Origin of the sequence: Amycolatopsis pittospori, from assembly GCF_013870525.1 — a bacterium.
Lineage (GTDB): Bacteria > Actinomycetota > Actinomycetes > Mycobacteriales > Pseudonocardiaceae > Amycolatopsis > Amycolatopsis pittospori.
Map to the genome: position 1 here is coordinate 11,115 of NZ_JACBXD010000046.1, position 19,817 is coordinate 30,931.

The window sequence follows — 19,817 nt, forward strand, 5'->3', positions numbered from 1 at the left end:
GTTGTCCACAGGCGGGCGATTCGAGTCTGGCCGGCGCCCTGGTGACCCTGGCAGCGTTGATCGCACACGCACTGTGACGATCGCTGAGGGGGATCGAGATGATGGGCACGGCCGAACAGCCGTTCACCGGGGCATCACGCATCGAGCTGGGGCGCTGGGGCGAGGATCTCGCGATCCGGCATCTGGAGAGCACGGGCTACGTCGTCCTGAGCCGCAACTGGCGTTGCCGCGACGGCGAACTGGATCTCGTCGCGACCGACCAGGAACGCCTGGTCTTCTGCGAGGTGAAGACCAGGAGCGGGCTCGGTTACGGCACCCCCGCCGAGGCGGTGACGCCGGCCAAGGCGGACCGCATCCGCCGTCTCGCGAACCTGTGGCAGCGCCGGTTCATGCTCCGCTGGTGCCCGGTCCGCTACGACATCGTCGCGATCGTCGCCCCGCCCGGCGAGCTGCCGTACGTGCGGCACATCAAGGCGGCGTTCTGAATGGCCCTGGCGAAGGCGTGGGCCGTGGCGCTGCTCGGCGTCGACGGCAAGATGATCGAGATCGAGGCCGACATCGGCGGCGGATCCCCCAGGGTGACCATGGTCGGGCTGCCCGACGCCGGGTTGAAGGAGGCCAAGGACAGGGTCCGCTCAGCGGTCCGCAACTCGCGGCAGACGTGGCCGGACGAGAAGGTGATCCTCGGCCTGTCACCCGCGAATCTCCCGAAGGTGGGTTCCGGCTACGACCTCGGCATCGCGGCGGCGGTCCTCGCCGCGACCGGGTCGGTCCCGGCCACGAAACTGCTCCAGACCGTGCTGCTCGGCGAACTGGCCCTCGACGGCCGGGTGCGGGCCGTCCGAGGGGTCCTGCCGGGGTTGCTCGCGGCGCGCAGGGCCGGGTACCGGAGGGCGGTCGTGCCCGCCGAATCGTTGTTCGAAGCCGCGCTCGTGGACGGTTTGGAGGTCGGCGGGGTAGCCCGGCTGAGCGATTTCGTCGACTGGCTCAAGGGCGAGGGGGAACTGACCCGGCCCGAGCCGTCCCTGGTCCAGGAGACGCCGGAGGTGCCCGACCTGGCGGACGTCGTCGGGCAGCCCGAAGCCCGGTGGGCACTGGAGGTGGCCGCGGCCGGCGGCCATCACCTGCTCATGACCGGACCGCCCGGGGTGGGCAAGACGATGCTCGCGAAACGTCTCCCCGGACTTCTGCCGCGTCTGACGACGGAGGAGTCGTTGGAGGTCACCGCGGTCCATTCGATAGACGGCTCGTTGTCGCGGTCCGCTCCGCTCGTGACCGTGCCGCCGTTCGTCGCTCCGCATCACTCGATCAGCGTGCCCGCGCTGATCGGCGGCGGTAGCGGTCTGGCCGTGCCCGGTGCCATCAGCCGGGCGCACCGCGGCATCCTGTTCCTCGACGAGGTCTGTGAGTTCGGGCCGGAACGGCTGGAGTCCCTGCGCACGGTGCTCGAAGAGGGCGAGGTGCGGATCGCGAGGGTCAAGGGCTCGGTGTGCTATCCGGCGCGCTTCCAGCTGGTGCTCGCGACGAACCCTTGTCCTTGCGCCCCCGCCAAGGACGCCGATTGCACCTGCTCCGCGTCCGCGCGAAGACGCTACTTGGGCAGGCTGTCGGGACCTTTACTCGATCGGGTGGATTTGCGGGTGCGGCTGCGGCCGCTTTCCGCGCTCAGCGCACACCTGAGCGAAGCGCCGGAACCTTCCGCTCCCGTCCGGGAACGGGTCTTGGAGGCCCGCGAGCGAGCCGGGAAACGGTGGGCCGATCACGGCTGGCCGACCAACGCGGAAGTGCCCGGACCGGCCTTGCGTCGCGAGTTCGCTCTTCCCGTGCAGGTCACGGCGTTGCTGGACCGTGCGCTGGAACGAGGAGCCCTCACCGCCCGCGGCGCGGACCGATGCCTTCGCATCGCCTGGACGCTCGCCGACTTGAAGGGCATCGAAAAGCCGGAAGCCGACGAGGTCGCGGCCGCGCTGAACTTCCGGGAGAGGTCATCCTGATGGGTGAATTCGAGGCTGAGCGGATCGCGCGGTCGTATCTCCTGCGGGTGGCCGAGCCACCGGCGCCCGCCTTGGTCGATTTCGTCGGGGAGCACGGCCCGATCGTCGCCGCGGAACGGGTGCGGCGCGCCGGCTGCCCGCCGAAGGTACGAGACGAGACGGCGGCCCGGCGAGCACACGACTACGCCGAGCGTGACCTGGAAAGAGCGGCCGCCGACGAGACCCGGCTCGTCATCCCGGAAGACGACGAATGGCCTGCTTGGCCACTGCTTTCGCTGTCCGTCGCCCGAGGACGGGGCGTCTCCGGCGTGGCACCTCCGCTGGCGTTGTGGGTGCGAGGTCCGGCCCGGCTCGACGAGGCGGTGGACCAGGCGATCGCGATCGTCGGCGCCCGCGCGGCCACCGAGTACGGCGAGCACAACGCGGCCGAACTGGGCTATCACCTGGCGGGCCGGGGGATCCCGGTGTTCTCGGGAGCGGCGTACGGCATCGACGGGGCGGCTCATCGCGGTGCCCTCGGTGCCTCCGGTACGACGGTCGCCCTGCTCGGCTGCGGGATCGACGCCGGTTACCCGGCCCAGCACACGACGTTGCTGCGCACCATCGGGCGGACCGGCGCGGTGGTCAGCGAGTACCCGCCCGGTACCCCTCCCGCCAGGCATCGGTTCCTCGTGCGGAACAGGCTCATCGCCGCCCTGACCGAGGGGACCGTCGTGGTCGAGGCGGGCAGGCGGAGCGGTGCCCGGAACACCGCCGGCACCGCCGGAGCCCTGGGAAAGGTCGTGATGGCGATGCCGGGACCGGTGACGTCCGGGATGTCCTCCGGCTGCCACGCCCTGATCCGTGAAGGGCAAGCGACGCTCGTGACCTCGGTAGACGAGGTCCTCGAGACCGCCGGACGCCTCGGCCAGCCGTTCACCGACCCGGCGAAACCTCGCCGTCGCACCGACGAACTCGGGCCGGAGGCGCTGCGAGTGCACGACGCGCTGTCCGGACGGGCGGCGAAACCGGAGGAGCGGGTCGCCGCCGAAGCCGGCATCCCGGTCGAACGCGTCCGGTCCCTGCTGCCCGAACTCGAACTGGACGGTTTCGCCGAAAGGGGTGACTCAGGGTGGCGAAGACGGACCGGCAAGACCTGACTGGCCTACACCCGAGACGCCATCCCGGCACGATCCGACCACGGACACCACAACAGGGTGCGGCGATACTTGACCATCCGCCGTACATCGCGCAGCGTGATCGCCATGCCGTCGACCGAAGGTCCCCACGGCACGGGAAAACGCGCCCGCAGGCCCGATCTGCGCGCCGCCCGTGCCGCGCTCCCGGAACCCGTCCGGAAGCTGATCGACGACTACGAGCGGCACCTTTCCCTGGAACGCGGGCTTTCCGCGCATACGGTGCGCGCCTACCTCGGCGATGTGGTGTCGCTGCTGGGCTTCGTGGACGGGAACGGCGGCCGGTTCGCCGATCTCGACATCGCGACGCTGCGCGGATGGCTCGCCCGGCAACGTGAGGAAGGCGCCAGCCGGACGACGCTGGCCAGGCGTGCGGCGGCGGCCCGCACCTTCACCGCCTGGGCGCATCGAGGCGGGGCGCTCGCGACCGATCCGGGCGGCCGGCTGGTGGCGCCGCGTGCGCACCGCAAGCTTCCCGGGGTCCTCCGGGCGGAGCAGGCCGGCGAGGTCATGCGCTCCTCAGCCGCCGGTGCCGAACAGCGGGACCCGGTGGCCTTGAGGGACAGTGCCATCGTGGAACTGCTCTACGCGACCGGAGTGCGGGTCTCCGAACTGTGCGGGCTGGACGTCGGCGACGTCGACTTCTCCCGCCGTGTCGTGCTCGTGATGGGCAAGGGCGGCAAGGAACGGGTCGTGCCGTTCGGCGTCCCGGCCGAGGCGGCCTTGCGGGCGTGGCTGGACGACGGCCGGGGGAAGCTCGCCGTGGAGTCGAAGGGCGTGGAGGCGGAAGGTCGCGTCGAGGCCGCGCTCTTCCTGGGGGCGCGAGGCGGCAGGCTCGATCCGAGGGCGGCCCGCCGGGTCGTCCACGACGCCGTCGGCTCGGTGCCGGGCGCGAGCGACATGGGTCCGCACGGCCTCAGGCATTCGGCGGCCACCCATCTGCTCGAAGGCGGTGCCGATCTTCGGAGCGTTCAGGAACTGCTTGGTCACGCTACGCTGGCTACAACGCAGCTCTACACTCATGTGACCGTCGATCGGCTGAAGGCGATCCACGACCGCGCGCACCCCCGGGCCCGATGATGCCGGGGAGAACTCGGCAGGGGACCCGACAGCCCGAATCGGCGGCGCACGCGCATCCGCACGAGCACGGAGACCACCCTGAGTCGCATGCTGAGAACGGCGGTCCGATGACCGCCGACCCACATGTCACCGAAGCCGCCGGGAAACACCGTCCCGGCGGGGACGGTCCTGCCGTCGCGCCCGAAGCGCGGACGAGCTACGAGGTGGACGCCGGGATCCAGGCGTTGTGGCGGCAGTTCGTCGAGTCGCCGGACCAGATCCTGCGCGACAGGCTCGTGCTGCACTACGCCCCGCTCGTCAAATACGTCGCCGGCCGCGTCGGCACCGGCCTGCCGACCCACGTCGACGTCGGCGACCTGATCCAGTCCGGGATCTTCGGCCTGGTCGACGCCATCGAGAAGTTCGAACCCGCCCGTGGCCTGCGGTTCGAGACCTACGCCATGCAGCGGATCCGGGGCGCGATCCTCGACGACCTCCGTTCCCAGGACTGGGTCCCGCGAGCGGTGCGAAGCAAGGCCCGCGAGGCCGAGCGTGCGCTGGAACGCCTCGGTGCCCGCCTGAACCGCACCCCGACCGACGCCGAACTGGCGGCCGAACTCGAAATCAGCGTCGACGACCTGCGCGAGTTCTACGGCCAGATGCAGCTGACCAGCGTCATCGCGCTGGAAGACCTCGTCGCCGCGGGCAAGGACAGCGGATCCCTCGTCGACACCCTGCCCGACGACGGCGCCGTCGACCCGGTGGCCGTCCTGGTCGACCAGGACAACCGCCGCCAGCTGGCGCAGGCCATCGCGCAGCTCACCGAACGGGACCGGATCGTCGTCGGGCTCTACTACTTCGAAAGCCTGACGCTCGCCGAGATCGGCAAGGTCCTCGGCGTCACCGAGTCGCGGGTCAGCCAGCTGCACACCCGCGCCGTCATGCGGCTGCGCGCGAAGCTGGTCGAGCAGGCCTAGAGGCCTTCCCAGGGCTTGAGGCGGATCTCCGACGGTTCGCCGATCAACGCCAGCGGATCGACGTACTCCTCGCCCCGCAGGACACCGAAGTGCAGGCACGCCTGTTCCGGGCAGCCCGGATGGCCCACCACGAGCGTCCCGAGCACTTGGCCCCGGTAGACCTGATCACCCGCGGTGACGGTGAGGGCGAGGGGTTGGTAAGTGGTGCGCAGGCCTCCTTCGTGATCGATCGAAACCACTCCGCGGCCAGCCACCTGGCCGGCGAACATCACCACCCCTTCGGCCGCCGCGAGCACGTTCGCGCCCGGCGCCGCGGCGAGGTCGACACCTCGGTGGCCGGGTCCGTACGGCGTCGCGGGCGGCTCGAAGTACCTGGTGACGCTGGGTGCCGGTGAGACCGGCCAAGAGAGGCGTCCTTGGGGTGAAGGAGCGCCTCTGGCCGTCCCCGGCATGGCCGAAGAGGCGAAGATCGCGAGCAGCGTCGCGAGGATCGCGAGGCGAGGAAGACGCCTCGGCCGTCCGGGACGGCGGTGCCGGCCGCCGGAGCGGTCGAGCGCGAAGGAATGCCTGGTGACAGGGCGGGAACAGGTCGTCATCGTCATGTGTTCCAGCTTGGGCGACCGGCGTGGCGGGCGGGGCGCGCCGGGGGAATCTGTGGATAACCGAGCCGGTTGTGGACAACCGCTCTCATCAGGGGCTGCCGGTGCGGTAGGCGGTGACGACAGGGAGTAGACTCTTTTGCGCGGTCCGCGGCAGCGGACTGACTTCGCGTGCACGTGCGCGCTCCCGACGGCCGATCTCCTCACGGAGGGTCAGGACAAGCGGGGGCACACGGCCCGGCGGTCCCTTGGGTCACTTCACTCCGGGGTCCGGGCCCGAGCATCTGCACCAGGGCGATCGGCCACCCGGCCGAGAGCGACGAACCGAGCAAGCGCGTTCCGGCGGAGCCGGGCGCGCACGACACAGAAGAGGTTGATTCCGGCAATGGCCGTCGTCACCATGAAGCAGCTGCTCGACAGCGGCGTGCACTTCGGGCACCAGACCCGTCGGTGGAACCCGAAGATGAAGCGCTACATCTTCACCGAGCGCAACGGCATCTACATCATCGACCTGCAGCAGACGCTGACGTACATCGACCGTGCGTTCGAGTTCATCAAGGAAACCGTCGCGCACGGCGGCACCATCATGTTCGTCGGTACCAAGAAGCAGGCGCAGGAAGCCATCGCGGCCGAAGCCTCCCGCGTGGGCATGCCCTACGTGAACCAGCGCTGGCTCGGCGGCATGCTGACCAACTTCCAGACCGTGCACAAGCGTCTTCTCCGCCTCAAGGAGCTCGAGTCGCAGGAGCAGACCGGCGGCTTCGCCGGCCTCACCAAGCGCGAGATCCTGACGCTGACCCGCGAGAAGGACAAGCTCGAGAAGACCCTCGGCGGTATCCGCGACATGGCCAAGGTGCCGAGCATCGTGTGGATCGTCGACACCAAGAAGGAGCACATCGCCGTCGGCGAGGCTCGCAAGCTGAACATCCCGGTCGTCGCGATCCTGGACACCAACTGCGACCCGGACGAGGTCGACTACCCGATCCCGGGTAACGACGACGCGATCCGTTCGGCCGCGCTGCTGACCAAGGTCGTGGCCGAGGCCGCCGCCGCCGGTCTGATGGCCCGCTCCAGCCGTAACGGTTCCTCCAACGCCGACGCCAAGCCCGAGGCCGGCGTCGCCACGGACGAGCCGCTGGCCGAGTGGGAGAAGGAGCTGCTCGCCGGCTCCGAGACCGCCGCTTCGGATGCCAAGGAAGCCGCGGCCGCGACGGAGGCGGCCACCGAGCCCGCCGCCGAGCAGGCCACCGCCTCCTCCTGATCCACCTCGCTCGTGGGGTCGCCGTCCGGCGGCCCCACGGGTACCTCTCCCAAAAGACTTTCTCGTACCTGAAAAGGACGGACAACGCACGATGGCGAATTACACCGCCGCAGATGTGAAGCGCCTCCGCGAACTGACCGGCGCCGGCATGATGAACTGCAAGAAGGCGCTGGAGGAGAACGACGGCGACTTCGACAAGGCCGTCGAGTTCCTGCGCATCAAGGGTGCCAAGGACGTCGGCAAGCGCGCCGAGCGCGCGACCGCCGAGGGCCTCGTCGCCGGTGACGGCGGCGTGCTGATCGAGCTCGACTCCGAGACCGACTTCGTCGCGAAGAACGAGGACTTCCAGACCCTCGCCGCGAAGATCGTCGAGGTCGCGAAGACCGAGAACACCAGCGATGTCGAGAAGCTGAAGGCCGCTTCGCTCGACGGCAAGACCGTCGCCGAGGTCGTCCAGGAGCTCGCCGCCCGTATCGGTGAGAAGCTCGAGCTGCGCCGCGTCGCCGCCTTCGAGGGCACCACCGCCACCTACCTGCACCGTCGCGGTGCGGACCTTCCGCCCGCCGTCGGCGTGCTCATCGAGTACACCGGTGAGGGCGAGGCCGCCGCCGAGGCCGCTCGTGGCGCCGCCATGCAGGTCGCCGCGCTCAAGGCCAAGTACCTCACGCGTGACGAGGTGCCCGCCGAGATCGTCGAGAACGAGCGCACGATCGCCGAGAAGACCGCCCGCGAAGAAGGCAAGCCGGAGCAGGCCCTGCCGAAGATCATCGAGGGCAAGGTCAACGCCTACTACAAGGACACCGTCCTTCTCGAGCAGCCTTCGGTCAAGGACAACAAGAAGACCGTCAAGACCCTGCTCGACGAGGCCGGCGTGACCGTGAACCGGTTCGCCCGGTTCGAGGTCGGCCAGGCCTGATCCAGGCACGGAACACAAGAGTCACCACTGTGCCCCGTCTCCGTCCATCGGGGACGGGGCACAGTCGGGTTCAGAGCATTAGGGAGGGCGACATGGGTGTCCGGGTCGAAGGCGGATACCGGCGGGTGCTGCTGAAGCTGGGCGGCGAGATGTTCGGCGGCGGTTCCATCGGGGTTGATCCGGATGTGGTGCACTCGGTCGCTCAGCAGATCGCCGACGTGGCGCGCACGGGCGTGCAGATCGCCGTCGTCATCGGCGGTGGCAACTACTTCCGCGGCGCGGAACTGTCGCAGCGCGGCATGGACCGCGACCGCGCCGACTACATGGCGATGCTCGGCACCGTCATGAACTGCCTGGCGCTGCAGGACTTCCTGGAGAAGGAGGGCCTGCCCACCCGCGTGCAGACCGCCATCACCATGGGGCAGGTCGCCGAGCCGTACATCCCGCGTCGCGCCGAGCGGCACCTGGAGAAGGGCCGCGTCGTCATCTTCGGCGCCGGGGTCGGCATGCCGTACTTCTCCACCGACACCGCCGCCGCGCAGCGCGCGCTCGAACTCGGCTGCGAGGCCGTCTTGATGGCGAAGGCCGTCGACGGTGTCTACACCGCGGACCCGAAGAGCGACCCGACCGCCGAGATGTTCCACGAGATCAGCCACCGCGAGGTGCTGGAACGGGACCTCAAGGTCGCCGACGCCACCGCGTTCAGCCTCTGCATGGACAACAACATGCCGATCATCGTGTTCAATCTGCTCACCGAGGGGAACATCGCTCGTGCGGTCAGTGGTGAAAGGATCGGCACCCTGGTCGACACCCCCGCCGACGGGGTGCCCGCGTAGTCCTGCTCTGATCTTCGCAACCGGTACGAATACACAACAACGGGAGTTGCCGTGATCGACGAGACCCTCCTCGACGCCGAGGAGAAGATGGAAAAAGCGGTGTCCGTCGCCAAGGAGGACCTGTCGTCGGTGCGCACCGGCCGGGCCCACCCCGGGATGTTCTCGCGCGTTGTCGTCGACTACTACGGCGCGCCGACCCCGCTGAACCAGCTGGCGGGCGTCAACATCCCCGAAGCCCGGATGGCGTTGATCAAGCCTTACGACCAGACGTCGCTCAACGCCATCGAGAAGGCGATCCGCGAGTCGGACCTCGGCGTCAACCCGAGCAACGACGGCAACGTGATCCGCATCGTCATCCCGCAGCTCACCGAAGAGCGCCGCAAGGAGATGGTGAAGGTCGCCAAGTCCAAGGGTGAGGACGCCCGCGTCTCGATCCGCAGCGTCCGCCGCAAGGCCAAGGAAGAGCTCGACCGGATCAAGAAGGACGGCGAGGCGGGCGAGGACGAGGTCGTCCACGCGGAGAAGGAACTCCAGAACCTCACCGACACCTACACGCACAAGGTCGACGAGCTGGTGAAACACAAGGAAGCCGAGCTGCTCGAGGTCTGATGAGCCAGGTGAGCGAGGAACGCGAGGACCGGGTGGACGCCCCGGAACCGGTTCCGGCCGCAGGGCCGGATCCTGAAACAGTGCCGGAACCGGCACCGAAGGCTTCCCGCGCCGGCCGTAACCTGCCCGCCGCGATCGGGGTCGGGTTGCTGCTGGGGGCGGCGATCGTGACGTCCCTGCTCACCGTGCGCTATCTGTTCATCGGCATCATCGCGATCGCCATCGCGGTCGGCACGATCGAGCTCGCCGGTGCCCTCAAACGCGCCGCGGACATCCGGATCGCGCTGGTCCCGGTGCTCGTCGGCGGCCAGGCGATGATCTGGCTGGCCTGGCCGTTCGGCCGCGAGGGCGCGCTGACGGCGTTCGTGCTGACGGTCCTGGTCTGCCTGTTGTGGCGGTTGCCCGGTGGAGCGAAGGGCTATCTGCGCGATATCAGCGCCTCGGTCTTCGCCGTCGCGTACATCCCGCTTTTCGGTGCCTTCGCCGCGATGCTCGTCCCGCCCGCGGACGGTGTCGGCCGGGTGCTGGCGTTCATGATCGGTGTCGTCGCCTCGGACACCGGCGGCTACATCGCCGGTGTGCTGGGCGGCAAGCACCCGATGGCGCCGAGCATCAGCCCGAAGAAGACCTGGGAAGGCTTCGCCGGTTCGCTGGTGGCCGGTGTGGTCGCCGGGGCGCTGACGCTGAGCCTGCTGCTCGACGGCCACGCCTGGCAGGGTGTGCTGTTCGGCGCGGCGATCGTCTGCACCGCGACGCTGGGCGACCTCGTCGAGTCGCTGATCAAACGCGACCTCGGCGTCAAGGACATGGGGAACATGCTGCCGGGCCACGGCGGTCTGATGGACCGGCTCGACTCGTTGCTCCCCTCGGCCGTCGTCTCCTGGTTGCTGCTCTCGGCGTTCGTTCCCGTCTAGGTGAAACCCGTGTGACAAGCCCGGAGCGCTGGGCCAAGGTCGAAGTATGCGAACTCAAGGAATGAGTAAGCGACTACTGACCGTGGCGCTGAGTGTCTTGACGCTCGGCGCCCTGACGACCGCCGTGGCGGACGCGGGCGAAAGCCCCGTCGTCCGCACGGATTCCGGCCCCGTTCGCGGGGTGATCACCAGCGAACTCCGGAGTTTCCAAGGGATTCCGTTCGCCGCGCCGCCGGTCGGCGACCTCCGCTGGCGCCCGCCGCAGAAACCCGTTTCGTGGACCGGGGTGCGGGACGCGAGCAAACCCGGGCCTCGCTGCGCCCAGGGCGAAGGACTCGGTTCGGCTCCGAGTGAGGACGAGGACTGCCTCTATCTCAACGTGATCGGTCCGGCCAAGCCCACGCACGAACCCCGTCCGGTGATGGTGTGGGTCCACGGTGGCGGGTTCACCGGCGGAGCCGGCAGCGATTACGACTTCAAACGCCTCGCCCTCGGCGGGGACGTCGTCGTGGTGAGCGTGAACTACCGCTTGGGGGCGTTCGGCTTCTTCGGCCATCCCGAACTCGGCCGCGACTCCGGCGCCTTCGGCCTCGAAGACCAGCAGGCCGCGCTTCGCTGGGTGCAGCGCAACGCGCGTGCGTTCGGCGGGGATCCGCGCGACGTCACGTTGTTCGGTGAGTCGGCGGGCGGGATGAGCACCTGTGGTCATCTGACCTCGCCGTCTTCCGCCGGGCTGTTCGGCCGCGCGATCATCCAGAGCGGTCCGTGCACCCTGAACTGGCCCGATGGCGGATTCGCCCCCGGTGTTCCCGCGGGAACACCGTTCCGTGCGCGTGCCGACGTCGAGAAGGACGGAGCGGCCGTGGCCGCGAAGCTGGGCTGCGCCGATGTCGCCTGCCTTCGGCGGCTCTCGGTCAAGGACGTGCTGAACGTGCCGCTCGCGACGCCCGCGTTCGACTCCGCGGTGCTTCCGGAGCATCCGGCGACCGCGTTCCGGGCGGGGCGGTTCGCCCGGATCCCGGTGCTGACCGGGACGACCAGGGACGAGGCGAGGCTCTTCGTCGCGCTGTATCCCGGGCATCCGTTCACGGAGGAGCACTATCAGGAACTGCTGCGGACGGCCTTCGGTGACAAGGCGCCGATCGTCGCCGCGAAATACCCGTCGGTGAAGCACGGCGGTCCGGCGATGGCGTTCGCGGACGCCATGACCGATCGGGTCTGGTCCTGCCCGGAGGCCGACGCCCGGCGATCGCTGAGCGCGCGCACGCGGACATTCGCCTACGAGTTCGCCGACCGGGACGCCCCCGCGCTCTTTCCGGCGCCGCCCGGAATGCGCATGGGCGCCTCCCATGGCGCTGAATTGTCATATTTGTCTGATTTGGTCGGCGTGCCGGTCGAATTGAAGCCCGCGCAGCAGAAGCTCGCGGCGCAAATGATTCAGTACTGGACGCGGTTCGCGCGCACCGGTGATCCGAATGGCGCGGAACTGCCCCGGTGGCGTCCCTCGCCGAAGGTGCAGTCGCTGGCTCCCGGCAAGATCGGCCCGGTCGACTTCGCCGCCGAGCACAACTGCGGATTCTGGGCGGGTCTCTGACGAAAGAGCCGGGGGCGGCGACGCCCCCGGCTCGATCGGCTCGGTCGCTCAGTCGTCGTAAGGATCGTCGACTTCGGCGGTGCCCCAGCCTTCGACGGCGCGGGAGTGGTCGATCACCGCGAACACCGAACCGTCCGGGTCGGCGAGGATCGCCATCCGGCCGTACGGGGTGTCGTAGGGCTGGACCACGACGGCGCCGCCGAGCATCAGCGCCTGCCCCGCCGCGGCGTCCGCGCCACGGGCCGGATCCAGTTCGATGTAGACCAGCCAGTGCGGCGGAGTGTCCGGCCGGTACTCCGTGCCCATCACGTACCGGTACAGCACGGGTTCGTGCTCGATGAGCCATTCGGCGTAGTCGAGCGAGGTGCCGTCACCGATCTGGTGGCTCGTGTAGTTGAAGAGACGGCAGTAGAAGTGATCCGCCGCCGCGCCGTCGTGGGTGTTGAGGTCGGCGCCGCTGAACGTGTTGGGCACGCCGGTCGCGAACTCCCAGGTTTCGGGCGGTTCCCAGAACACGACGTGCGTGCCGCTGGCGTCGATGGCGTGGATGATGTTGCCGCGATGGGGAATCGCCATCGGTCCGAGGGTGACCCGGCCACCGAGACTGTCGACCCACTCCGCCGCGGCGGCCGCCTGCGGAACCGAGATGTGGATGCTCCAGCCGGACGGCCCGTTCGTGCCCGAGCGGTACAGACCTCCGGTCGGGACGCCGTTCAGCGTCGCGATCGAGTACCGGCCGGTCGGGGTCGCGGGGTCACGCTGGACGACGTACTCCCAGTCGAAAAGCCCGCTGTAGAAGGCTTGTGCGGCCGCTTCGTCTCTGCAGGCGAGTTCGATCCAGCACGGGATTCCTGAAGGGATTACGGAAGTGTGAGCGGCCGAGCCAAGCGACATGCGGTTCTCCCTTACCGGTGGGAGTAAAGTCTAGTCGCTATCCGCATTGTTTCCGTTAAAGATTTCGACCGGACGACCTGGAACCCGGCTCGGCGTCCCGTCGTTGGAGTTCCCGTGCGCTGGTTTACCCGATCTGCCTCCTCCTTCCGCGACGCCGGCGAGGAAGTGCTGCCGAGCCCGAATATCTGGTACTACCAAAAGGCGTACGAGGTCGAGAACCGCGCGCAGGACGTCGACGACGAGATCTGGCGGGTACTCGGCGAGTGTCGCGACTGGTCCGGTGCGGACGTGCTCGACATCGGCTGTGGTGACGGATTCCACTTGCCGCGCTTCGCCTCGACGGCCCGGTCGGTGGTCGGGGTCGAGCCCCATGAACCACTGGTCCGTGACGCGCGACGACGAGTCGGGGAAACGCCGAACATCGAGGTGCGGCAAGGCCGGGCGCAACGGCTTCCGGTGCCGGACTCGTCCTTCGACGTCGTCCACGCGCGGACCGCGTACTTCTTCGGTCCCGGCTGCGAACCCGGCTTACGCGAGGCGGAGCGGGTGCTGCGGCCCGGCGGGACGATGATGATCGTCGACCTGGATGTCGCGAGTGAGCCGTACGGCCGGTGGATGCGTCGGGATCTGCCGCACTACGACCCGCCCGGCGTCGAGAAGTTCTTCGCCCGTCGGGGATTCGGCTGCCGCAAGGTGATGACGCGCTGGCTGTTCGAGGACGCCGCCGCGATGGAGGCGGTGCTGAAGATCGAGTTCAGCGCTCCGGTCGCGGCGAAGGCGATCGCGGAGGTCCGGCGTCTCAACGAGGTTTCGTCAAGCGCCGGGGAGAAGCGGGTGACGCTGCCGGTGGGCTATCGCGTGCATACGCGCACCAAGCCCACCGGCCTCGTCGTGCCAGATCACTCCGTGTCCTCGGCGGATGCCTCGTCCGGAGGGGTCTCGTCGTCGGCCTCGCCGAGGATGCCGTAGATCGTCCGGCGTGCCTCGTTGAGGACGTCGACGGTGCGAGCCTGTTGTGACTCGCTGCCGGCGTGCATGACCTGCGCGACCGCGGCGGCCAGGGTGGCACCCGCCTTGCGCAGGTTCACCTCGACCGGGTCGACGTCGTGGGCGATCTGCTCCCACGGCGGGACCGCTTCCTGCTGTTCGGCCGCGGCGCGACCGGACTCGGTGAGCTCGAACAGCTTCTTGCCGCTCTCGTCCTTGCTGATCACCAGGCCTTCGTCGGCCAGCATCTGCAGCGTCGGGTAGACCGAGCCCGGGCTCGGCTTCCAGAAGCCGCCGCTGCGTTCGCCGATCTCGCGGATGATCTCGTAACCGTGCCTCGGCTGCTCGGAAAGCAGCGCGAGGATCGCGGCGCGGACGTCACCGCGTTTGCCGCGTCGTCCGCCGGGTCCGCCGCGACGGCCGCCGCGGTGACGGTGGCCGGGGCCGCCCGGTCCGCCGGGGCCCCAGCCGGGAGGCGGTGGGGGGAATTCGCCGAAGCCGCCGCGAGCCCAGGGCCCGAAGGCGGGTCGGCCGTGTTCTGGAGGGAAAGGTCGTCGTCGCATGATGTGAATCCTCTCTACGTAATGTTTCGACACGTTCACGATATATCGGAAACGGTCGTACGGCAACCTCGCTTCGGTGACGTGGGTCTCAGCGCAGGTCGAGCGCGAGCAGGTCGACGCCGCGGGACCCGAACTCGCCGACCTTCCGCCAGCCCCAGCGGTCGTACAGCCGCCGGGCGGGCGACGTGACGCGGGACGCCAGTACGGCGAAGCGCTCGGGACGGTCTTTCAGCAGGTCAGCGAGCAGAGCGCGGCCCTGTCCGCGGCCGCGCAGTTCGGGAACGAGGGCCAGTTCGTACACGTAGAACAGCGGTTCGCCGTCCAGCTGATCCGGCGCGGAGGTCGTCGCGTGGGCCGGCCACCACCCGGCTTCCCGGCCGACTCCGTACGCGAAGCCGACCAGTGCGCCATCGGCGGAGACGGTCTTCATGGCGAACCCGGGGAGCGCCGAGTGTTCGGCGAACAGGACCCCGAACCGGGCGACCTCGACCTCGCCTTCGAGGTACGGCGGTTCCCGGTAGACGCGGCGATAGACGTCGGCGAGCTCAGAGTGCACGGTTCAGTTTGCCCAGCACCACGATCGCCACGCCACAACAACCGATCAGCACCAGCCACGGCAGTCCCGAGCCGTGCGACAGCAGCCAGGTGAACGTCGCCGGGGCGAGCACGCGGGCCGCGCTCCACACGAGTTCTTCGAGGCCCAGGTAGCGGCCTCTCAAAGGGGCCGGGGCGATCGCGACGGTCAGCGCGCTGCTGGTCGGCGCCTGGAGCAGTTCGGCGCCGGTGAAGACGATCATCGCGAGCGTGAGAAGCGGGAACGCGGTCGTCGGCTGCCCGGCGGGTACGAACGCGAACAGCAGGAACGACAGCGCCCACACGCCGGCCGCGACCTGGAGCGTGCGCGGCATGCCACGCCGTTCCACCCGGCTCGCGACCACGGTCTGCGCGAGCACGACCAGGACGGTGTTGATCGCGAACAGGACTCCGGGCTGCCATGCGGGGAGTTCCAGCCCGTCGAGGACGTACGCGCTGAGCAGGACGGTCAAGGCCAGGTCGCATAACGCGAAGACGAAGACCGTCACGAGGACGCCGCGGAAGATCCGGTCGGCGAACACCTTCCGGTAGCCGCCCGCCGGTGGGGCCTCGGCGGGGCGAGGTGTGCCCGCGGGCGCCCGCCACGACGCGACCAGCCCGGCCGCGACGACGAAGGTCGCCGCGTTGACCAGCACGATCACCGTGTAGCCGCCGGTTCCGCCCCAGGCGACGAGGAAGGCGCCGAGCAGTCCGCCGAGCCCGATGCCGACGTTGCGCAGCGCGCGTTCCATCGCGTACCAGCGGGCGCGCTGACCGTCGTCGGCCACCTGCGCGACCAGTGCGCCTGTCGACGGCCAGAACATGCCTTCGCCCCAGAACGTCACCGCGGCCAGGACGACCAGGTGCCACGCCTCGTCCGCGAAGACGTACCCGGTGAAGGTGACCGCCCGGAGGAGGTTGGCGGCGATCACCGTCCGGCTCGGCCCGAACCGGTCGATCGGCCGTCCGGCGAGCGGACCCGCGGGCAGCGCGATCAACGCCGCGATCGACAGTGCCGCGCCGACCACTGTCAGCGGAAGTCCTTTGGCGACATGGAAGTAGACGACGGCGAAGGGCAGGAACAGTCCGGTTCCCAGCGCGTCGACGCTCTGCGCCGCGATCAGCGGGAACCGGCCGCGGGTACTCGGCAGGCCGAGCAGTTCGGTGACGGCCATCAGGCGTGGGGGAGCGGGAAGACGTTGAGGTCCCGTTCGGCGAGCGCTTTGGCCCGCCAGCCGAGTCTCACCGCCGCCTCGGCGATCCTTCCGTTGCCCCACAAGGGCAATCCGGCGGGGAAGTTCGACACGAGGCCGGGTACCAGCGTATGCGCGGCGTGGAATCCGGCGGCCGCGACGTCGCAGGTGGTCAGGTCGACGCTGATCACCTCGAACCCCCGGGCCTCGACGCGGTCCTGGTAGGCCTTGAGCCGCCGTTCGCCGAGCGCGGGCAGGTCGTCCCAAGTGCGCTCCGGCAGGTCGCGCACCCAGGGCGCGACCCATCTGCCTGCTCGGGGATCGAGGTAGATCTGCTGCTGGCAGAGGAGATCCGCGACGTCGGTGAAGTCTTCGCGGTAGGAGTCGAGGTAGCGCCTGTCGGCCCGGTACGGCTTGAGGTTCCCGAGATGCGGCAGATCCCGGCGCAGGGCGGACAGTTCGTGCTCGTTGTCGAGGGCGCGGCAGGTGTGCTGCAGCGTGAACCCTTCGGCGAGCGCCTTCTTCGCGGCTTCGAGGGCGTCCGGCCGGGCGGCGAAGCCGATGGACAGCCAGCGCGTCACACGGTCGAGAACCGCCGCGGCCACCACCGGGACGTCGAATTCGTTGTCCAGGTGGATGAGCGTGACCTCGTAGCCGTCCACCGTGTCCGCGATGAGCGACCGGATCTCGTCCGGGATCGGGAGCCGGGCGAGGCGCGGGGTGTTCGCCCACCACAGCATGGTCGTGTCGCGTTCGAGAACCTCTTCGAGACCGGAGGTGACGGCGTGTTCCTCGGTGGTCCCGCCGGCGAGACCCGCGATCAGCGGATCGGCGAAGTGGGCTTCTCCCGCCTGCCGCTCGTTCGAGATCAGGAACGCCGGAACCCAGACGGATTCCTTGGTGGTGTGGGAAAAGCCTTCCACCCACGAGCATTCCGTGTCCGGCGTCAGCGGCGCGAACGGGAACCCGGGTGATCGGTACTGCTCGGCCGAGTAGAGGTTCAGGCGGCTTGGTTCGACCGCGGGAACGCCGTAGCGCGCCAGTTGCGCGTAGCTGCCGAAGCGCACTTCGCGTTCCGGAGCGAGCCAGCTTCCGCAGTAGCGCTCCACCGCTTCGCCGATGGCTGATTGCCGGGCGAGGTCGAAGTCGTGCCACGACGTGCCGAAGGCCTGCCGGTCGTTGGGCCAGTTCGTGACGCGGCGCATGTCCGCGACGTCGACCGCGCACACCTTCAGCCGGGCGGGCATCCCCGGCGACGGCGGGATCTCGCCGACGCCGGTCACGATCCCGGTCTGGTCGTCGACCAGCAGTTCCGGGTCGGTCACGGCGGGGACGGGCCGGGCGCGATCCGGAACCGGGAGGATCGGACGGCGGATCTCGGTCAGGTCCGCGGGATTGAGTTCGATCTCGCCGGTGGTGACGGCGGTCCGGCCGCCGGAGAGCCAGCGTTCGAGGTGGACGGCGAGGTTCGCCAGCGCCCAGCGAGTGTCGCCGGGTTTCGCCGATGTCCCGCTCGCGGGGGCCGAAAGAAAGGCATCGACGACGCGAGGATCCTGCGCGGCGGATCGCCGGCGCGCGACGACGTCAGCGAAGTCGATCCCCCCGTGCGTGATCGCGGGCCCGGCGATGAACCGGCCGCGTTCCCGGCGCAGCGGCAACCAGCGCACCGCGCTCCCGGCGCACAACGCGTCCAACGCGGTCAGTTCGGCGTAGGCGGGGTGGTCGAAGGCGGCGACCACGACCGTGTTCGCGGTGTCCACTTCGGACAGATCGTGGAAGAACGGGACGGTTTCGACGCTCGCGAATCCGCTGACGGCAAGGGTTTCCGCCAGGCGCTCGGTGAGGGCCGGAGAACCGGTGAGGAGGATCGTGGTCGTGGGGATCTGGTCCACCTCGTCGTCCTGTGCCAGACAGCCGTCGGCTTCGAGGATCTCCACCACCTCCGCGTAATCCGGGCTCATCCCCGCCAGCAGCTCGGCGCGGGTCCGCGTACCGTCGCAACGGCGCGCCCACGCGCGGAACTCCCTGGTGGGCGCGGTGATGGAGAACTGACCCCCGTTCGGGGTGACGAGAAAGCAGAGCTCCGGTTCGAGATCGGTGATCTCGACTCCGTCGAGCCGCAACCTGACATCTTCGGACCCCATGGCAACCCCATCGTTTCCAGGACTCCCGCCTCGGCGCGCCACGGTCCCGGGCGACGCGGGACCGTGGCGGCGCGGGCGGCTTGTCGGCCGGTTACTTGGCGGTGGAACGGTTGTGGACCACGGCGCGGTTGTGCACGACGGCCCGGTTGTGGACGACCGCGCGGTTGTGGACCACGGCGCGGTTGTGGACGACGACGGCGCTGGGACGCTCGAAGGTCGAGATCATGCTGCCTCCTGAGTTCACTCGGGACGTCACGCTCCGTGGCGCGACCTGACCAAGTCTCGGACCGGACATGACCTCGCGACGTCTCCTCGTATGCGATCCGCATGGTCCGACCGGGCACACGTCACGTGACCTGGGGAACAGCGACCCGGGGCGCCCCGGGCGCGTCGGAGGTGGACATGGGAGACTGGTTGGGCTATGACTGCCCTCCCTCTCGTCTTCGACGCGCCCAAGCGCGGCCTCCCGCCGCGCCACCTCGCCGACCTCACCGCCGCCGAGCGGGCCGAGGCCGTCGCCGAGCTGGGTGAGAAGCCGTTCCGCGCGAAGCAGCTGTCGAACCACTACTTCTCGCGGCTCACGGTGAACCCGGAGGAGATGACCGACATCCCGGCGGCGACACGGGAGAAGCTGGTCGGCGATCTGATGCCGACGCTGCTCACCGAGATCAAGGCCCTCGCCGCCGACGACGGCGCGACCCGCAAGACCCTGTGGCGCGCGCACGACGGGACGCTGCTGGAGAGCGTGCTGATGCGCTACCCGGACCGCGCGACCCTGTGCATTTCTAGCCAGGCCGGCTGCGGCATGGCCTGCCCGTTCTGCGCGACCGGCCAGGGCGGCCTCGACCGGAACCTGTCGACCGCGGAGATCGTCGACCAGGTCCGCTCGGCCGCCGCCGTGATGCGTGACGGCGCCATGCCCGGTGGCCCCGGTCGCCTGTCGAACATCGTCTTCATGGGGATGGGCGAGCCGCTGGCGAACTACAAGCGTGTCGTCGCGGCGGTCCGGCGGATCACGGATCCGTCGCCCGAGGGCCTGGGCATCGGCCAGCGTTCGGTGACGGTGTCGACGGTGGGCCTCGCGCCCGCGATCCGTAAGCTGGCGGACGAGAAGATGCAGGTTCGGCTCGCGGTTTCGTTGCACACCCCGGATGACGAGCTTCGCGACACGCTGGTGCCGGTGAACGAGCGCTGGTCGGTGGACGAGGTTCTGTCCGCCGCCCGGTACTACGCCGACACTTCCGGTCGTCGGGTGTCCATCGAGTACGCGTTGATCCGCGACATCAACGATCAGCCTTGGCGGGCCGAGCTGTTGGCGAAGCGGTTGCGTAAGCACCTCGGGCAGTTGGTGCATGTGAACGTGATCCCGCTGAACCCGACGCCGGGTTCGAAGTGGGACGCGTCGCCGAAGCCGGTCGAGCGTGAGTTCGTGCGGCTGGTGAACGCCGGTGGTGTGGCGTGCACGGTGCGGGACACGCGTGGCCAGGAGATCGCCGCGGCCTGCGGTCAGCTGGCCGCAGAGAACTGAT

The 19,817-nt window shown here is 69.4% G+C and carries 20 protein-coding genes; 13 read left to right on the forward strand and 7 right to left on the reverse strand.

Features of this window, described 5'->3' with window-relative positions; translation table 11 throughout:
* Window positions 1-98 precede the first annotated feature (98 nt).
* The 5 genes from H5J31_RS24205 to H5J31_RS24225 all read left to right on the forward strand — a co-directional run bounded on the left by H5J31_RS24205 (window position 99) and on the right by H5J31_RS24225 (window position 5,205).
* Window positions 99-485, forward strand: a complete 387-nt coding sequence (locus tag H5J31_RS24205; RefSeq protein WP_181774930.1) for a YraN family protein — start codon at window positions 99-101, stop codon at window positions 483-485.
* A complete protein-coding gene (locus H5J31_RS24210) occupies window positions 486-1,994 on the forward strand; it encodes a YifB family Mg chelatase-like AAA ATPase (RefSeq protein ID WP_181774931.1) in 1,509 nt (502 codons plus the stop codon).
* On the forward strand, window positions 1,994-3,133 hold the full coding sequence (dprA, locus tag H5J31_RS24215) for a DNA-processing protein DprA (protein ID WP_181774932.1): 1,140 nt from the start codon (window positions 1,994-1,996) through the stop codon (window positions 3,131-3,133). Before H5J31_RS24210 ends, dprA begins: the two co-directional genes overlap by 1 nt.
* A gap of 105 nt (window positions 3,134-3,238) precedes the next feature.
* Entirely contained in the window at window positions 3,239-4,249 is a 1,011-nt protein-coding gene (locus tag H5J31_RS24220) for a tyrosine recombinase XerC (RefSeq protein WP_181774933.1), read from the forward strand.
* Between the two features lie 107 nt (window positions 4,250-4,356).
* The gene (locus H5J31_RS24225; RefSeq protein WP_181774934.1) at window positions 4,357-5,205 is read left to right on the forward strand and encodes a FliA/WhiG family RNA polymerase sigma factor; all 849 of its coding nucleotides are present in this window, start codon (window positions 4,357-4,359) and stop codon (window positions 5,203-5,205) included.
* Here H5J31_RS24225 and H5J31_RS24230 read toward each other — a convergent pair.
* Window positions 5,202-5,807, reverse strand: coding sequence for a murein hydrolase activator EnvC family protein (locus tag H5J31_RS24230; protein ID WP_181774935.1), 606 nt, complete (start codon window positions 5,805-5,807; stop codon window positions 5,202-5,204). The two genes, H5J31_RS24225 and H5J31_RS24230, sit on opposite strands and share 4 nt — an antisense overlap.
* A 382-nt stretch (window positions 5,808-6,189) precedes the next feature.
* Between H5J31_RS24230 and rpsB the strand changes: the two genes are divergently transcribed.
* The 6 genes from rpsB (at window position 6,190) to H5J31_RS24260 (ending at window position 11,934) form a co-directional block, all read left to right on the forward strand.
* Complete coding sequence (gene rpsB, locus H5J31_RS24235) at window positions 6,190-7,065, forward strand: 30S ribosomal protein S2 (protein ID WP_181774936.1); 876 nt, start codon at window positions 6,190-6,192, stop codon at window positions 7,063-7,065.
* A gap of 91 nt (window positions 7,066-7,156) precedes the next feature.
* Window positions 7,157-7,981 (forward strand): translation elongation factor Ts, encoded by an 825-nt coding sequence (gene tsf / locus H5J31_RS24240; protein WP_181774937.1) that lies wholly within the window; start codon window positions 7,157-7,159, stop codon window positions 7,979-7,981.
* A gap of 92 nt (window positions 7,982-8,073) precedes the next feature.
* Complete coding sequence (gene pyrH / locus H5J31_RS24245) at window positions 8,074-8,817, forward strand: UMP kinase (protein ID WP_005154669.1); 744 nt, start codon at window positions 8,074-8,076, stop codon at window positions 8,815-8,817.
* A gap of 51 nt (window positions 8,818-8,868) precedes the next feature.
* On the forward strand, window positions 8,869-9,426 hold the full coding sequence (gene frr / locus H5J31_RS24250) for a ribosome recycling factor (protein ID WP_038509892.1): 558 nt from the start codon (window positions 8,869-8,871) through the stop codon (window positions 9,424-9,426).
* On the forward strand, window positions 9,426-10,340 hold the full coding sequence (locus tag H5J31_RS24255) for a phosphatidate cytidylyltransferase (protein WP_181774938.1): 915 nt from the start codon (window positions 9,426-9,428) through the stop codon (window positions 10,338-10,340). Before frr ends, H5J31_RS24255 begins: the two co-directional genes overlap by 1 nt.
* Before the next feature lie 61 nt (window positions 10,341-10,401).
* Window positions 10,402-11,934 carry a carboxylesterase/lipase family protein gene (locus tag H5J31_RS24260; protein WP_207898656.1) on the forward strand — a complete coding sequence of 511 codons (1,533 nt, stop codon included), beginning with the start codon at window positions 10,402-10,404 and terminating at the stop codon, window positions 11,932-11,934.
* A 48-nt stretch (window positions 11,935-11,982) separates the two neighbouring features.
* Here the strand turns inward: H5J31_RS24260 and H5J31_RS24265 are convergent, their stop codons facing one another.
* The gene (locus tag H5J31_RS24265) at window positions 11,983-12,828 is read right to left on the reverse strand and encodes a VOC family protein (protein WP_181774939.1); all 846 of its coding nucleotides are present in this window, start codon (window positions 12,826-12,828) and stop codon (window positions 11,983-11,985) included.
* A gap of 114 nt (window positions 12,829-12,942) precedes the next feature.
* On the opposite strand from H5J31_RS24265, the gene H5J31_RS24270 reads away from it, so the two are divergent.
* A complete protein-coding gene (locus tag H5J31_RS24270) occupies window positions 12,943-13,797 on the forward strand; it encodes a class I SAM-dependent methyltransferase (RefSeq protein WP_181774940.1) in 855 nt (284 codons plus the stop codon).
* Here H5J31_RS24270 and H5J31_RS24275 read toward each other — a convergent pair.
* The 5 genes from H5J31_RS24275 to H5J31_RS40255 form a co-directional block, all read right to left on the reverse strand.
* A complete protein-coding gene (locus H5J31_RS24275; protein ID WP_181774941.1) occupies window positions 13,728-14,378 on the reverse strand; it encodes a PadR family transcriptional regulator in 651 nt (216 codons plus the stop codon). The two genes, H5J31_RS24270 and H5J31_RS24275, sit on opposite strands and share 70 nt — an antisense overlap.
* A gap of 88 nt (window positions 14,379-14,466) precedes the next feature.
* On the reverse strand, window positions 14,467-14,934 hold the full coding sequence (locus H5J31_RS24280) for a GNAT family N-acetyltransferase (RefSeq protein WP_181774942.1): 468 nt from the start codon (window positions 14,932-14,934) through the stop codon (window positions 14,467-14,469).
* Window positions 14,924-16,126 carry an MDR family MFS transporter gene (locus tag H5J31_RS24285; protein WP_181774943.1) on the reverse strand — a complete coding sequence of 401 codons (1,203 nt, stop codon included), beginning with the start codon at window positions 16,124-16,126 and terminating at the stop codon, window positions 14,924-14,926. Before H5J31_RS24285 ends, H5J31_RS24280 begins: the two co-directional genes overlap by 11 nt.
* A complete protein-coding gene (locus tag H5J31_RS24290; protein ID WP_181774944.1) occupies window positions 16,126-18,288 on the reverse strand; it encodes a YcaO-like family protein in 2,163 nt (720 codons plus the stop codon). Before H5J31_RS24290 ends, H5J31_RS24285 begins: the two co-directional genes overlap by 1 nt.
* Before the next feature lie 91 nt (window positions 18,289-18,379).
* A complete protein-coding gene (locus tag H5J31_RS40255) occupies window positions 18,380-18,514 on the reverse strand; it encodes a hypothetical protein (RefSeq protein ID WP_268880553.1) in 135 nt (44 codons plus the stop codon).
* 195 nt (window positions 18,515-18,709) lie between these two features.
* Between H5J31_RS40255 and rlmN the strand changes: the two genes are divergently transcribed.
* A complete protein-coding gene (rlmN, locus tag H5J31_RS24295; RefSeq protein ID WP_181774945.1) occupies window positions 18,710-19,816 on the forward strand; it encodes a 23S rRNA (adenine(2503)-C(2))-methyltransferase RlmN in 1,107 nt (368 codons plus the stop codon).
* The last annotated feature ends 1 nt before the right edge of the window (window position 19,817 follow it).

Excerpts from the sequence above, each read along its gene's own strand:
- H5J31_RS24205 (WP_181774930.1), top strand. The coding sequence starts at position 99 with ATGATGGGCACGGCCGAACAGCCGTTCACCGGGGCATCACGCATCGAG.
- H5J31_RS24210 (WP_181774931.1), top strand. The coding sequence starts at position 486 with ATGGCCCTGGCGAAGGCGTGGGCCGTGGCGCTGCTCGGCGTCGACGGC.
- dprA (WP_181774932.1), top strand. The coding sequence starts at position 1,994 with ATGGGTGAATTCGAGGCTGAGCGGATCGCGCGGTCGTATCTCCTGCGG.
- H5J31_RS24220 (WP_181774933.1), top strand. The coding sequence starts at position 3,239 with ATGCCGTCGACCGAAGGTCCCCACGGCACGGGAAAACGCGCCCGCAGG.
- H5J31_RS24225 (WP_181774934.1), top strand. The coding sequence starts at position 4,357 with ATGACCGCCGACCCACATGTCACCGAAGCCGCCGGGAAACACCGTCCC.
- H5J31_RS24230 (WP_181774935.1), bottom strand. The coding sequence starts at position 5,807 with ATGACGATGACGACCTGTTCCCGCCCTGTCACCAGGCATTCCTTCGCG.
- rpsB (WP_181774936.1), top strand. The coding sequence starts at position 6,190 with ATGGCCGTCGTCACCATGAAGCAGCTGCTCGACAGCGGCGTGCACTTC.
- tsf (WP_181774937.1), top strand. The coding sequence starts at position 7,157 with ATGGCGAATTACACCGCCGCAGATGTGAAGCGCCTCCGCGAACTGACC.
- pyrH (WP_005154669.1), top strand. The coding sequence starts at position 8,074 with ATGGGTGTCCGGGTCGAAGGCGGATACCGGCGGGTGCTGCTGAAGCTG.
- H5J31_RS24255 (WP_181774938.1), top strand. The coding sequence starts at position 9,426 with ATGAGCCAGGTGAGCGAGGAACGCGAGGACCGGGTGGACGCCCCGGAA.
- H5J31_RS24260 (WP_207898656.1), top strand. The coding sequence starts at position 10,402 with ATGAGTAAGCGACTACTGACCGTGGCGCTGAGTGTCTTGACGCTCGGC.
- H5J31_RS24265 (WP_181774939.1), bottom strand. The coding sequence starts at position 12,828 with ATGTCGCTTGGCTCGGCCGCTCACACTTCCGTAATCCCTTCAGGAATC.
- H5J31_RS24275 (WP_181774941.1), bottom strand. The coding sequence starts at position 14,378 with ATGCGACGACGACCTTTCCCTCCAGAACACGGCCGACCCGCCTTCGGG.
- H5J31_RS24285 (WP_181774943.1), bottom strand. The coding sequence starts at position 16,126 with ATGGCCGTCACCGAACTGCTCGGCCTGCCGAGTACCCGCGGCCGGTTC.
- H5J31_RS24290 (WP_181774944.1), bottom strand. The coding sequence starts at position 18,288 with ATGGGGTCCGAAGATGTCAGGTTGCGGCTCGACGGAGTCGAGATCACC.
- H5J31_RS40255 (WP_268880553.1), bottom strand. The coding sequence starts at position 18,514 with ATGATCTCGACCTTCGAGCGTCCCAGCGCCGTCGTCGTCCACAACCGC.
- rlmN (WP_181774945.1), top strand. The coding sequence starts at position 18,710 with ATGACTGCCCTCCCTCTCGTCTTCGACGCGCCCAAGCGCGGCCTCCCG.